Source organism: Candidatus Cloacimonadota bacterium (assembly GCA_021734245.1).
In the GTDB taxonomy this organism is placed as follows: Bacteria; Cloacimonadota; Cloacimonadia; order Cloacimonadales; family TCS61; genus B137-G9.
In genome coordinates this window covers 1-13,490 of record JAIPJH010000030.1, presented here as the reverse complement: position 1 = coordinate 13,490, position 13,490 = coordinate 1, and the positions used below count along the sequence as shown (strand labels likewise).

At 34.7% G+C, this 13,490-nt stretch carries 9 protein-coding genes; all 9 read right to left on the bottom strand.

Annotation, left to right across the window (positions count from 1 at the left end; translation table 11 throughout):
* Positions 1-37: 37 nt before the first annotated feature.
* On the bottom strand, positions 38-793 hold the full coding sequence (locus K9N40_06330; GenBank protein ID MCF7814073.1) for a phosphatase PAP2 family protein: 756 nt from the start codon (positions 791-793) through the stop codon (positions 38-40).
* Positions 794-832: 39 nt separating this feature from the next.
* A complete protein-coding gene (gene argF, locus K9N40_06325; GenBank protein ID MCF7814072.1) occupies positions 833-1,834 on the bottom strand; it encodes an ornithine carbamoyltransferase in 1,002 nt (333 codons plus the stop codon).
* Between the two features lie 200 nt (positions 1,835-2,034).
* A complete protein-coding gene (locus K9N40_06320) occupies positions 2,035-5,061 on the bottom strand; it encodes a M6 family metalloprotease domain-containing protein (GenBank protein MCF7814071.1) in 3,027 nt (1,008 codons plus the stop codon).
* 101 nt (positions 5,062-5,162) lie between these two features.
* The gene (locus tag K9N40_06315; GenBank protein ID MCF7814070.1) at positions 5,163-6,002 is read right to left on the bottom strand and encodes a hypothetical protein; all 840 of its coding nucleotides are present in this window, start codon (positions 6,000-6,002) and stop codon (positions 5,163-5,165) included.
* 181 nt (positions 6,003-6,183) lie between these two features.
* Entirely contained in the window at positions 6,184-9,285 is a 3,102-nt protein-coding gene (locus K9N40_06310; GenBank protein MCF7814069.1) for a T9SS type A sorting domain-containing protein, read from the bottom strand.
* A 130-nt stretch (positions 9,286-9,415) separates the two neighbouring features.
* Positions 9,416-10,486 carry a T9SS type A sorting domain-containing protein gene (locus K9N40_06305; protein ID MCF7814068.1) on the bottom strand — a complete coding sequence of 357 codons (1,071 nt, stop codon included), beginning with the start codon at positions 10,484-10,486 and terminating at the stop codon, positions 9,416-9,418.
* Complete coding sequence (locus K9N40_06300) at positions 10,483-11,364, bottom strand: hypothetical protein (protein MCF7814067.1); 882 nt, start codon at positions 11,362-11,364, stop codon at positions 10,483-10,485. The genes K9N40_06305 and K9N40_06300 overlap by 4 nt, the downstream gene beginning before the upstream one ends.
* A complete protein-coding gene (locus tag K9N40_06295) occupies positions 11,361-12,200 on the bottom strand; it encodes a hypothetical protein (GenBank protein ID MCF7814066.1) in 840 nt (279 codons plus the stop codon). The genes K9N40_06300 and K9N40_06295 overlap by 4 nt, the downstream gene beginning before the upstream one ends.
* 178 nt (positions 12,201-12,378) lie before the next feature.
* Positions 12,379-13,386 carry a T9SS type A sorting domain-containing protein gene (locus tag K9N40_06290; protein ID MCF7814065.1) on the bottom strand — a complete coding sequence of 336 codons (1,008 nt, stop codon included), beginning with the start codon at positions 13,384-13,386 and terminating at the stop codon, positions 12,379-12,381.
* Positions 13,387-13,490 lie beyond the last annotated feature (104 nt).

Genomic DNA, 13,490 nt, shown 5'->3' with positions numbered 1-13,490 from the left:
CCGGGTTTTCGAAATACTGGAAGGTTTTTTTTTATACTTAAAATTTGTATTTTAAACCGATAGAATTATAACCAACTTCTACATGGAAACTATCTGAAAGGTAGCTGTTGCAGATAAAATAAGAAATACCGGTTCCAACAATTGCACCAAAAACAACATCACTTACAAAATGATTTGCAGAGGTTACTCTTAGAATTGCGGTAGCAACAGAAGGGGTGTACAGAATAAGAGCTGTCGAAATGCTTTTCCCATGAAATTTGGAATAATAGAAATAAGCAAAAGTGGATGCTGCAAAAACTGTGGAAGAATGCATGGAATAGAGGGAATGCTGGCTGTTTCTTTCCTGTTTTTTTTCGATGGATACTTCGTCATCATAAACGAACGGCCGATAACGATGTGAAAGGGTTTTGGTCCATTTTGCTACAGCGCTTTGCGTTATCATTATCTGGCTGAAAACCATCAAATTATTCAGCCAATCATAATCATCATAAGCATAGAAAGCAGTTAAACCAATCGTGAGATAAGCTGTATAATCACTTAGATCTTTCAGTTTGGTGGAATATGACTGTAGAGCCCAGCTATCGAAAAAGGGAATATCTTTTTCATCTAATTTGGAAAGTTCATCGATCGTGGGCTTTTCAATTATTTTTCTATCCACGTAATTATTTAAAAGATCGGCTGCCAGAGCAGTGGAACTTGCCAGCAGAAATTTCTGTCTATCAACTTTAAAAACCTGACTTGAAAGATGCAAAGAAAATAGAACAAGAAGCAGGATAAGGATTTTATATTTCATGAAAAAATAAACCCGACAAAAAGCCGGGTTTAAGTTAAATTATTGTCCCAGAGTTGCTACCATCACAGCTTTGATGGTGTGCATCCTGTTTTCAGCTTCATCAAAAACTACGGAAGCTTCACTTTCAAAAACTTCGTCGGTTACTTCCATTTCGGGAATACCGAATTTATCGAAAATTTCTTTCCCGACTTTGGTTTCGGTGTTGTGGAATGAAGGCAGGCAATGCATAAAAATTGTATTGGGATTGCCTGTTTTCTGCATCATTTCTTTATTTACCTGATATGGTTTGAGCAATTTGATCCGCTGTTCCCAAACTTCTGCCGGCTCTCCCATAGAAACCCAAACATCGGTGTAGATAACATCGGCATCTTTTACGCCTTTATCTACATCGCCGGTAATCATTATTTTAGCACCGGTGGTTTTAGCTATTTCTTCACATTGAATTATCAATTCCTTATCAGGTTGAACTTCTCTGGGAGCCACAATGCGAATATCCATTCCCAACTTTGCGCCGCCAACTAAAAGGCTGTTTCCCATGTTGTTTCTGCCATCTCCCACGTAAACGAAAACCATCTGGTTGAAAGGCTTTTTCAGATGTTCTTTGGCTGTAAGGAAATCTGCCAGAATCTGGGTGGGATGAAATTCGGTGGTAAGTCCGTTCCAGACGGGAACTCCAGCATATCTACCAAGTTCTTCCACTACTTCCTGACCAAAACCGCGATATTCGATACCGTCGTACATTCTACCCAACACGCGAGCTGTATCTTTCATGGTTTCTTTGTTGCCGATCTGACTTCCCGAAGGACCCAGATAAGTAACGTGTGCGCCCTGATCGAGAGCTGCCACTTCAAAAGCACAACGGGTACGGGTAGATGATTTTTCAAAGATGAGCGCGATATTTTTTCCTGTCATTCTTGGTTGTTCAGTACCGGCATATTTTGCTTTCTTCAAGTCTACTGCCAGGTCGATCAGGAAATTGATCTCTTTGGGCGAAAAATCCAAAAGCTTCAGAAAATTTCTGTTTCGTAAATTAAAAGCCATATTATGCTTCTCCTTAAAATTATTTTTTGTCAAAAAACATTAAGAGGTTTTTTGGGCAAGGAATTTTAGTTTGGGCAAAGGGCAGAGGGCAAAGGGCGAGGGGCGAGGGGCGAGGGGCGAAGGGCAAAGGGCAAAGAGCAGTTAGTTAAAAAACGGGGAAGATGATCTTCCCCGTGAAAAAATGAAATATTTTATGAATATTATTTCAGTAACAAAACTTTTTTGCTTAAGTTAACCGATCCTGATTTTAAACGTACAAAGTAGATGCCACTGGCAACAGATCGATTATTCTTGTCAGTTCCATTCCAGATAACACTGTAACTATCATTCGAGCCATATCCTTCAACAGGCTCAGGATGACAATTAAACGATTTTACTTTCTGTCCTTTCAGATTATAAATATCAATTATCGCAGACGAGGATGTTTGCGCCAGACTAAAGCTAATCGTTGTAGTTGGATTAAAGGGGTTTGGATAAACCTTTAATGACTTTTCAACAGATGAAATTAATTCGTTTTCATCTGATCCTGTTGGATTAATACTGTTCGGTCCACCGTATGCTCCCATATCATTGCAAGTTCCATCGGGGTCGCAATATTGCGGATCAGGATTTCCAGAATCTATGCAAGGCGAATTAGTGTTTAACTGCCAGCAGGCGAGAAGGCCGTTACAACTGGTTCCGCTTCCAGAAGAAGGATCTACGAACAATGGGTCAGCATCGATATTGCCTGTACCGGTATAACCTCCAGAAACACATGAATAAGTAATATCGATATTGCCACCGGCCATATTAATCAATTCACCATCATTTTGAATAATCGAGTTAATGATCACCGGGGAAGAATTAAATATGAATATCGCTCCGTTAGATACTCCATTGCAGGCTATAGTATTGTTTTCAATTAATGGTGCAGAACCATTTTTCAGGCTGATAGCACCAGCAAAACCACCTTCATTATTTACAATGATATTATTGCAGATAACTGGACTGGACGAAAGGCAGCCGATTCCTCCTGTATTTGAAAGGCTGGTATTATTAGAAATGATGTTTCGTATTATCTGCACATCATCCGAACTATTTACATCAATAGCAGCACCCAAGGCAAAGCTAGAATTTTCAGTAAATATATTATCTGTAATAAGTGCAGTGGAATTTATTGTTACTTGTATAGCTGAGAAGATTGAATTGTAAAATTCACAATTTGAAAATATGTTTTCTTCTTGTGAATTTGATAATCTTATACCTTTCCAATTATTATCTGATGAGAATATAATTTTATTCGCTTCAGTTCCTTCAGCAACTATTTTTCCATATACTACAATTTGACCTTCGTTGTTTGTGATAATCTCGGTTCCAGGTTCAATTAGTAATTCATCACCGGAGTTTACAAAAATATTATCCGATATTATATATGGACTATTCACTTCATTCCAGATGCCGGAAACATCTCCACTTATATCATTGTTATCTGTTACAGTTATAAAGTTTTCCTCTGTTCTGCTAGCAGTTTCTGCTCCCATGTAAATTGTTAAAGTTACATCATAAGTTCCTTCATTTTCATATAGGAAGTATGGATTTTCTTCGTAACTATCTGCTATTCCATCACCATCAAGATCCCATTCAAAAAGTTCTATACCATTGTTCGGAAAGGATGCATTTTGAAATTGAACTCCTAAACTTGCCGGTCCACTCTGAACGTTACTCTCAAACATCGCAACTATGCCGGTTTCTAACGTGAATTCGATCGTATCGCCGATGTAACCTATATCATTGATGAAAATTCCACCAGGATTTCCATATTGCAAAAAACAGGCTGGATTTGTATTATCATTGAACATGGTTCTGCCAACATCGGCAGAGAAATTGGCCTGGTTCACACTTCCGTTAACCGTAGTTGTGCCATCAGGACGATAAAGATAAACTTCATCTGGTGGGCCTTGTGCATTTCCGTTTTCATTGGAGTCGATTCGATAAATCAAGAGACCATCACCTGGAATACTTGGCTCAAAAAGTCCTGTTCTGCGCCGGTATTCCACTATAAAGAATTCTGTCGCAGAATTGGGGGAAGGAATTTTGTAACAACTAAATGGAGAATCTGCAAGTGGTTCTAAAGAATAAGTACCGGTTGAATTTATTTCTGGTACTTCATCAAACCAGAGCCCGTACTTATATTTCATCCAGGCACTCATGTGTTGTGGTGGATTTGTATTGCTGCACATCAGATCCCAACTGCCGGTAGGAGAAATTCCATTTCCAGTATAATGATAAAGATCGGGTGCACCCAGAGAATGGAACATTTCATGACAGAGAACTCCCACTCCACTGCTGTTCAGGCTTGCAGATAACTGGAAATTATAAGTCCAAACCTGCACACCGTGAATATAAACATTCAAAGTATATAAAACCCACATATGAGGCCAAAGCAGATCTGCCCAGGCTCCTGTAGCTCCTTTCACAATAAAACATACATTATCAACCTTTCCATCATCATCATTATCCAGATCGAGATTTGTGGGTATTTGTGGCTCTATGAATTGTATTGCAGCCTGTAAAAGTTCATGTTCTCGCTGACCCTGCTGCCCAGGCTGATAACCACCGGGATTTGTAGTTGCATTGTAGGGAAGATAATAACTGCGGGGATTGGGGCTCTGATAAGAAACTATGAAATTACCATTTGGTTCCGGGTAGAAATAGGATGTAATATCCAATTGTTCATCGGAAACTTCATCAAAATATTGGTAAAGAGAACTTTGCCCTGTTGCGTTGAACATGTTGTTATATTGGGTTAGAGTTTCGGTAAATTCATCTTGATCGGCAAAACGGATGAAAACAACCAGGTTATTCAATTCACCTATCGTAGAAACTCGAGTTCTGTTTTCCGCTAATATTTGCTGAAATTCCGCGGTTCTTCTTTCAAAATCTATTGGATGCGCATTAGCTCCCGGTCGTAATCCCACAGTTGCAGGATCTACAGTTCCAGCAACAAACTCGCTGGGAATTATCTCATCTCCATTTTGAATAGCATATACATAAAAACCTGTTTGTGGGTGAACCATAATCGTGTAGTTATCAGTATCATGTAACCAGTTATGGAATTCATCACCAGACGCTAAACAGTTTAAAATTGTTCCGTCCGGTTGAGTTAACGTTTGAGGTAGATCGGTTAAATATGCTCCAAATAGATTTACCGCTAAAATAGTTAATAATATTAAAATTTTAAATTTCATTTCTCCTTCCCCATATAATTTATTTTACTCTATTTAATAAATATGCATTTTTCATACCAAAATATTGTCAAATAAAAGAGTCAGCAAAAAAGGGTCTATTATTAACCAAATTGTTTTTCAAAACAGTTTGCTAATGATTTCAAGCTTTTAAATTTTTCCCAATAAGGTAAATGGTTTGGTGGACCTGAAGGGCAATGATTGGCATCTACGATATAAATTTTCTTGTCATTATTGTCTCGTAACACGTCTAATTCACCATAATCCATATTTAATAAACGAGAAAATTCAATTATCCTTTCAATTTCTTGTTTAGAAAGAATTTCAGTAGTTTTCTTTATTTCTGCAGAATCGTTTGTATTCAAGAACCTTGTCTGGATATTTCTGTATTTAAGATATACAAATGGAATAATATCTTTGAATATTGGGACACGAATATCTACAATCATATTATCGTTAACTTTATTATTTATGAGTTTTTGATAAATAAAATCCGGCTCTGGATGGCTTACAGGACATTTAATGATCTTGCCATCATGTTTTGCATTTAAGTTGTTCTTTTGAACGCAGTATCCTTTATATTTTAAAGGATTAATTATCAAATCATAACCAAAAACATTCTTAAAATTTGCACTAATAGTTTCTTTACTAATGTCTGTGCAATCAATATTAATCCATTTGGAATGATTGATTAACTTCTTTTCAGATTCATGGAAAGTGCTATCTTTCCAATACATAAGAATGTCTGTATTTTCTGGTTTATCAGAAATTCTGTATCTATTTAAAAAGGCAATCCAGTACATTATATCATACGTTATGGGTTTGTCTGGATAGAAACAGATGGTTTTGATCTTTTTTCCTTGTACAATATCTGTAAACATTAACATTGATTTCAGAAATCGATAGAACGATGTTTTTATTCCCCAATTCAAAACGATTTTCATTAAAGCTCCTTTATAGACAATTTATTTTTTTGTAATTTTTTGGCTAATTGTTTTTAAAAAAAAGCCCCGAAAAATTTCGGGGCTAATGTTTTCTCTCTGGAGTTCAGATTTGACTGGACTTCAGAGAATTTGATTCTCAACTCCAGTTTCGTTTTACTCTTCTGAAGTCGAGTCTCAAAGTCTACTTCAAAAGGACCATTTTCTTTGTAATTGTATTAGATTGTGTGTTTACTTTTGCGAAATACATTCCAGAAGAAGTATGACGTCCAGTATTATCGGTTCCATCCCAAATGATAGAAGCATTAGTGATTACTTCGTTATCTACTAAAGTTCTAACCAATTGACCTTTAACGTTGTAAATACCTACAGATACAGGATTTTGTTTGTCTGTTTCTGTCAGGTTCAGGGCAATAGAAGTTTGAGGATTGAACGGATTTGGATAAATCGATACTCTGGATTCAGTAGGTAATAGATCATCAGAATAGTATGTATCGGATCCACCACCACTGCTGGTGATACTTATATTGTCAAATGCGAAACCATCATTATCAAAATAACCTGAAATTGGATTGTTATCTCTCTGTTGAAACTTAATAACAAAACGATTAGTTAATTCTAGATCATTGTTACTAGCTAATACATCAACATCTAAAGAAAAATCTTCCCAAGTTCTATCTCGGTAGCTTTGACCATTTAATGAGTAAACTTTTGTAAAATTACTACCACCATCATCAGAAAAATATATTCCATCTTCAGTATTGTTTTCATCAGCGAATTCTTTCCAATAAAAAGAAAGATCTGCTTGAGTAATATCGGTAAAATCGATATATAAGCATGCTTCATTGGTTACGTATTGAGCTCCAGTGTTGGAATCCATCGTAAGATGATAAGAACCACTATATGGACTATTTGAGCTAGTAACTTGAATCCTGCCGCACAAATTATTTGATTTGGATGTCCAATACTCATCCATACCTGATTCAAAACCTGTATTGTACGGAATTTCAGAATATTCAGCATAAACATTTATATCATCAAAAGCAAAACCATCTGAGGCTATCGAGTTATCATCATATTGTTGAAATTTGATAATGAAATTGTTAGAATAATCTAAATTATAGGTTGCACATAAGGCATCAAGATCCAGAGTAATTTCCTGCCAAGTAGTAGTTCCACCAGATAAAGAATAAACTTTTGTAAAAGTTGATCCATCATCATCAGAAAAATAAACACCATCTGCTGTATGAGTTTCATCGCTAAACTCTTTCCACCAGAAATCAAGTTTAACACGATTTTCCCCTTCCAGATCCAGATGTAACCAGGCCTCATTAGTAGCATAAGAATTTACAGAATTACTATCCATTGTAAGATGCTGGTTTCCTGAGTGAGGTGTATTTTGATCTGTTACCTGAATCCTACCATAAGAATTATTGGAGTGCATCTCCCAATTGTAATCGATTCCGTTTTCAAAAGACATTGAATAAGGTAATCCTGCATAATTTTCAATTTCTGACCAGGTACTAATAGCTTGTATATAATTAGCAGTATTTGAGGTAATTATATCGGTAGTAGAAATTGTACCTGTATATGTATATGGAGAGTCACCTTTTCCTAATATCGTTCCTGATGAACTGGTAACTACAATTTCAGCATCAACTTCATTTCCAGAAGAGTTTATAGTTGTGAATGTATAACCCAATTGTATGCCACCATGTTTTAATATTGTTGTTAATTGCTCTGTTTCTGCACTCCAAACATCCATACTGGGATCCCCAAAAAGAGTATATCCAATATACATTTCTCGAACCTTTGTATTGTTCAAGTAATTGGAAAAACGATCCCATGATTCTCTTGTAATATAACCCAATTTATGATAATCATCTTCAAATTGTAAATCCATGTATTCTTCTACCAAGTGAAACGTGAAATATGGACAATCATCAACAGAAGAAGCATAAAGCGCAACTGGCCCTCCAATCTCATTGAAATATTCAACGGCAATACAATCTGTACTAACGCTAACATTTGTTGGAACTGGATTAACATTATAAGGATTAGAATAGGATGTATTGTATCCATTTATATTGTAATTTTGTACTACTACACTATTTTCAAATTGGACAGGTGTATAATATGATTGTGAAATCATATCCGTTGTAGAACATGAGCCAAGCCAAACGAAATAACTGGAACCAAAAGTATTGGGAATTTCGTCTTGTAGATAGTAAAAATTATCTGCAGGTCCACTGTAATAATACTTTGCACTATCTCTATAAGTTTCATACCAACATACACCATAATCTGTAGAATATTCTATTAAGGTTAATTTTTGATCATGATCATCAAATTGACGTTCATACCATTCACCATCGAATTGATCGTAATCTGAATCGAAAAAAGCAAATGTATTATAATTGGCATGCCAGATTCCATACAGAAAACTAAAATCTCTTGTTTGTAATTTATTTATAATTGGATAAGCGCAACCATTTACATTCACTAAATCATCAGTATATAAAATGTCGGTTGTTATATTTGCACCGACATCATCTACCACATAATCGATAGTTAAATCATCTGCTGCCGGATCAGCGATCTTCTGAATATTTGTGGCAATAAATGCCATTTCATCTGTATAATCTGTTTCTTCGGTTCGGTAATCCTTATATTTATTTACATAATATAAAGCTTCTGCTGTAGTTCGTACCGGCACTCTTCCCACATAAAGATCAACTGTAAGAACAATATCATCAACATCGTCACTTCCAGGCCAGGTAGAAAGTACGTTACTGTAATAAAAATCGGTTGATGAAGTTTTTGTTGCTCCGTTCTTCGTCCAATAAAAGCTCTTGGTGGGAATTATCGATGCGTCTCCTCCCAACAGAACATAGGTAAGATCAGAATTTGATGTTTTTAGTGATGCTAAATATGCTCTTATGGAACTAGCTGAACTTCCGGTTGTAGATGTTGTTAAAACTTCTGTTTTTATTCCTTCCTGATTTTTGATCTTGGCAAATTGTTCAAATATACTCTCTAATGTGCTGTTTGTAATTATAACCATTTGAGTATTGTAAGTTGTCCTGGAATCTTTGGGATGGTGTTCTTTCCTGGTTGTACGGTTCTTTTCCCAATCCTGCATATCAGCAATAAATTGTTCTATAGCTGCTTCACTGCCCAGGATATCCAGCAGTTCGTCTTTTGTTTCAGCATCAAACTCTGCAGTGTTTGATGACAGCATACCTGCCAAAAACAAACAAACCAGAATTATATTTATCTTTTTCATGTTTCCTCCATTAGTTTTTTATTGCATTGTATTTGCATTTCATTAATTTAGTACATTGCGGAAGGTGGAAAAGGCAGGATGTGCAAACGGCGACCAAACCAGCGTGCTCCTTAGCCAAATTCACTTTCCGCTATTTCATTAACAGCATCTTCCTGGTTCTCACTGTTTTTCCTTCATTTATCAAACGGTAGAAATAGACTCCACTGCTAACCTGTTTGTTGTTTTCATCTTTGCCTTTCCATACTACAGAATTTTCACCTGGAGTTTCTTCCAATACGATTTTTTTAACTTTTTGCCCACGTGTGTTATAGATTTCGATAGATGGATTTTGTATGTTTTCGGACAAGCTGTAGGAAATTGTTGTAGAAGGGTTGAAGGGATTGGGATGATTAAATGATAAATGATTTTCATTTGAGTTTACTGTATTGTTCTCAGCATTATTAGGATTTATATTGTATAACTCCCAGCAAGCTTCCTCATCCCAACTAGTAATATCTGTTGTACAATATACTTCTGCACCTGCATCTTCATTCATTCTAGCAGTTTCTCCTGATATGTGACCAATACCTAAAACATGTCCCATTTCATGTGTGATTGCAGTGGAAAGAGCACTTCCTTGTAAATTTGGATAGGTTGAAGATTGATATTTTTTCCAGAAAAAATCATCGAACCAATCAGAATGAGCACTAGCAACAACAAAAGCAGAAGTTAAAGATCTTTCAGTTCTAGACGTACTGGTATAAATTGCAGTTCCTGCTCCATAGTTTCCTGTTGGATATAAGTGATATGTCTGCGCGACTGAGTTATCATAAACAAATTCAAAATAAGCATCTCCATGACAATACCAACTATAGTCATGATCTCCAAATTCAAAATCTTCTAAATAAGTTGAACTCCAAGGTAGGGCAATATACCAAGAATAAGTAGAATTCCATAGTATATCTTCAATATCATCTTCTGTAAATAAATCTGGATTAGTATTTGAGTCATCCCACCAAGGATCATAACCTTCAATATACCAATCTATATAAAGAGTTTCATCACTTCGCCATCTAGCTATATCTTGATCTTCAATATAAGTCTGATTATTAATTGTATAGTTTATGGATGGATATTGCATATTATTATGATAATAGAATACTGTAGCCGAGAATAAATCAAATGATATAATAAGTAAAAGAAATTGTAATACTTTTCTCATTTTATACCTCCAATAATTTTCTCAAACATCTCATTCCAATACATTTTGTATTCGACTAAAGGAGTTTTTTCACTCAATCCAGCTATTTCATTGTTGCTAACAAAGTTTTTATTATTTTTAATTATTATACCATTAATAATTTGATGAATTTCTAAAGTTGTGTCTATCAATAATTCTTCACCAGAATCAGTTTTTTGATTAGTTTGTAATACCCAAATTTTAACAAATACTGAATCTCCGATTGAGGGATAATAATTATATCTTATTTCTTCGTTATCGAATACTTGTAATGCATTCATATAGCCAATTAAAGTAGGCTGTTTGAATTGATCTCCCAATGTTTCTAATATGTTTAATTTAATAGGTGTTTTTCTAAAAACACGATTTGTTAATGTAGTTGTTGTAAATTCTTCACCTACTTCAGTAACTGTAGCTATAACATTAATTGGTGTTAGCAAATGATGTCTTAAAAATTTTTCTTCAGAATTGATTATTAATAAATCTGTAAAGCATGAAATTCGTTTTGGAAAATGATGATTTATTGGATAAGGATTATCAATTTCTGACCATGATTTAATCTTTTGTGTTTCAAAAGGGTATCTTTGATTAATTGACCATTCAAGGAATAAAAATCTGTTTACGTTTGGGTAATTATTCAGAAATGAATTAACATAATTTTCTGTAATTTTTTCTGATTCATTCCATTGGTTCAAATAAACTATAAAATCTGCCCAAAAATTGAACAATTCTTTGTATTCATTTTCACATTCCTTAGGATATATTTTTTCGAAAATTTGAACAACATCTTTGTGTTCATCTGATAATAAACAAGTAAAAGTAATCATCATAATAATGAACATTATTACAATCTTTTTCATTTTATTCTCCTATCAGCTGCAATTTTTGAAATGCTATCAGTAATTAAATCATAATCCCTATTTGTAGTGTATATTTTTTGTTCATAGCTAAAAGTAAATACCATATCTCCATCAATTTCTTTTTGTTTCAGGTAATTTAGAAATGGTTTATATTGTAATGAAAACATGATTCTATCCATTAACAGTCTTGTATAACCAGGCTCTATACTTTCATCAGGTTTCCAAAACCTTAATGAACTGCGATCAAGTATTTCGTATAACTCATCTTCATTGAATTTAGAGATTATCTCTTTTCGAGATAATAATCTTGATAAATATCCTATTCGTCTGCGATAATGATACGAAATTTCAGATTTTCTTTTTCCTAATTCACCTAATCTAAATTCAGGTGTTATATATAGTCGTTTTAATTTCTTATGTATGTTGTTTCTACTTAATAGCTCTTGTAAACCATTGAAATTATCTATAGCATATTGAAGTTTATCTTTAGTCGGATATAAAGTAGATTGTGGACCTCCTTTGGCATGAAAGTAAGGTAAATTTAAACAAGTTACTATCAATCCTTCATCAGACATATTCTGTAATAAATTATCTGGTATTTGCCAATGATTAATTAATGTTGAGTCCAAAGAAGCAAATCCAGGTTCAACGTTATCAACTGGATAGAAATATACATCATTTGGTGGTTCAGGAAAACCAAGATCAATTTGATTGCTTTGGAGTGACTCTTTAAACTGAATCAAATATGATTCAAAAAAATCTGATTCTTCTTTTGAAATTAATACACTAGATGTTACTAACAATAGTATTATTATCACTAGTACTTTGTTTTTCATTTTTTCTCCTATATAATAATTTATTTTAACAACTCAAATACTACACCAATTTTCGATAGTATCTTTTCAAATTTTCACATCTTATTTTATAATTTTTTACTTAATTTCATTTATTCATTTTGAATAATTTATTCAAGCGAAAAATACCGGGCTGGCATTTGGCCAGCCCGGATTCAATTTATTTCAGCAGGATCATACGTTTCATATCGGTGAATTCATTTGTTTTAAGTTTGTAGAAATAAATTCCGCTGGAAACAGGTTTACCATTTGCATCGTCACCATTCCAGGTAAACTGGTGGCTGCCTGCAGTGTAATTGCCAGAGAGTAAAGTTTTTATCAGTTGTCCCTTCACATTGTGCACCTGTAAGGTTGCATTTGTATTCGCCGGCAGGTCGAAGCTGATCGTTGTAGTGGGATTAAAAGGATTGGGATAATTTGCCTTTAAGCAATATTCTGTTGGAAGATTAGTAACAGGATTATTTGAGATGGGATCGTCAGGTTCTTCTTCGTCTTCCTGTTTGTCATTTTTTCTGTTGCTTTCGATATTTCGCGATTTACTTTTGGAAACTGTATTGCGAGTAACAATATTTTGGCTTCGTTGCCTGTCTTTCTCTGAAACATCATCGATCTCGGCTAAGAAACTGCAACCGGATTGAGCATGAAATCCTGGACCAAGTGTAACAGTATTCTCAGCAGTTAAGGTTAATGAATTACCACTGGTCACGTTTTGAGTTCCGTCGACTTCTATCAAATTGGTCGTGGTGTAATGTGTAAGTCCTGAGATTGCTTCGGTAGGTAATGTGCATGTTGATGCCAAACCTTGGGTGACGGAAACTGTTTCTGGAGAATTTAATGTTCCTCCAGGAGAAGTAGCTGTTACTGTTACGTTGGTGTTTCTCGATGAACCAGTAAAGTTTTTCTGGTCAATATCTATTACAAAATTCTGTGGGGAATAACCTGTAGATCCAGTTAATGATAACCAATCAACAGCTTCTGAACATGTAAAAGCAAAATTTAAACCGGATGTATTATCACTAATACTTACAGATAATGCGTCATTTACATTTTGTCCAGATGCTGACCATTCAGTTTGACTCAGAATTAATTCTAATACACGATAGTATAAAGTTAATCTAAAATTTGTAACAGAAGTAGTCAAGTCCAAATTTGTGTGTAAATTCCTCATATTGGATTTCACGCAATTTTCTTGATTAGTTATTTGTTATTTTCTTTCTTTGATTCATAATACTCGTCCATTATAAAATACTTTTTACCAGTAATCCATTTTTC

Coding starts and splice junctions, on each gene's coding strand:
- K9N40_06330 (MCF7814073.1), bottom strand. CDS start 793: ATGAAATATAAAATCCTTATCCTGCTTCTTGTTCTATTTTCTTTGCAT.
- argF (MCF7814072.1), bottom strand. CDS start 1,834: ATGGCTTTTAATTTACGAAACAGAAATTTTCTGAAGCTTTTGGATTTT.
- K9N40_06320 (MCF7814071.1), bottom strand. CDS start 5,061: ATGAAATTTAAAATTTTAATATTATTAACTATTTTAGCGGTAAATCTA.
- K9N40_06315 (MCF7814070.1), bottom strand. CDS start 6,002: ATGAAAATCGTTTTGAATTGGGGAATAAAAACATCGTTCTATCGATTT.
- K9N40_06310 (MCF7814069.1), bottom strand. CDS start 9,285: ATGAAAAAGATAAATATAATTCTGGTTTGTTTGTTTTTGGCAGGTATG.
- K9N40_06305 (MCF7814068.1), bottom strand. CDS start 10,486: ATGAGAAAAGTATTACAATTTCTTTTACTTATTATATCATTTGATTTA.
- K9N40_06300 (MCF7814067.1), bottom strand. CDS start 11,364: ATGAAAAAGATTGTAATAATGTTCATTATTATGATGATTACTTTTACT.
- K9N40_06295 (MCF7814066.1), bottom strand. CDS start 12,200: ATGAAAAACAAAGTACTAGTGATAATAATACTATTGTTAGTAACATCT.
- K9N40_06290 (MCF7814065.1), bottom strand. CDS start 13,386: ATGAGGAATTTACACACAAATTTGGACTTGACTACTTCTGTTACAAAT.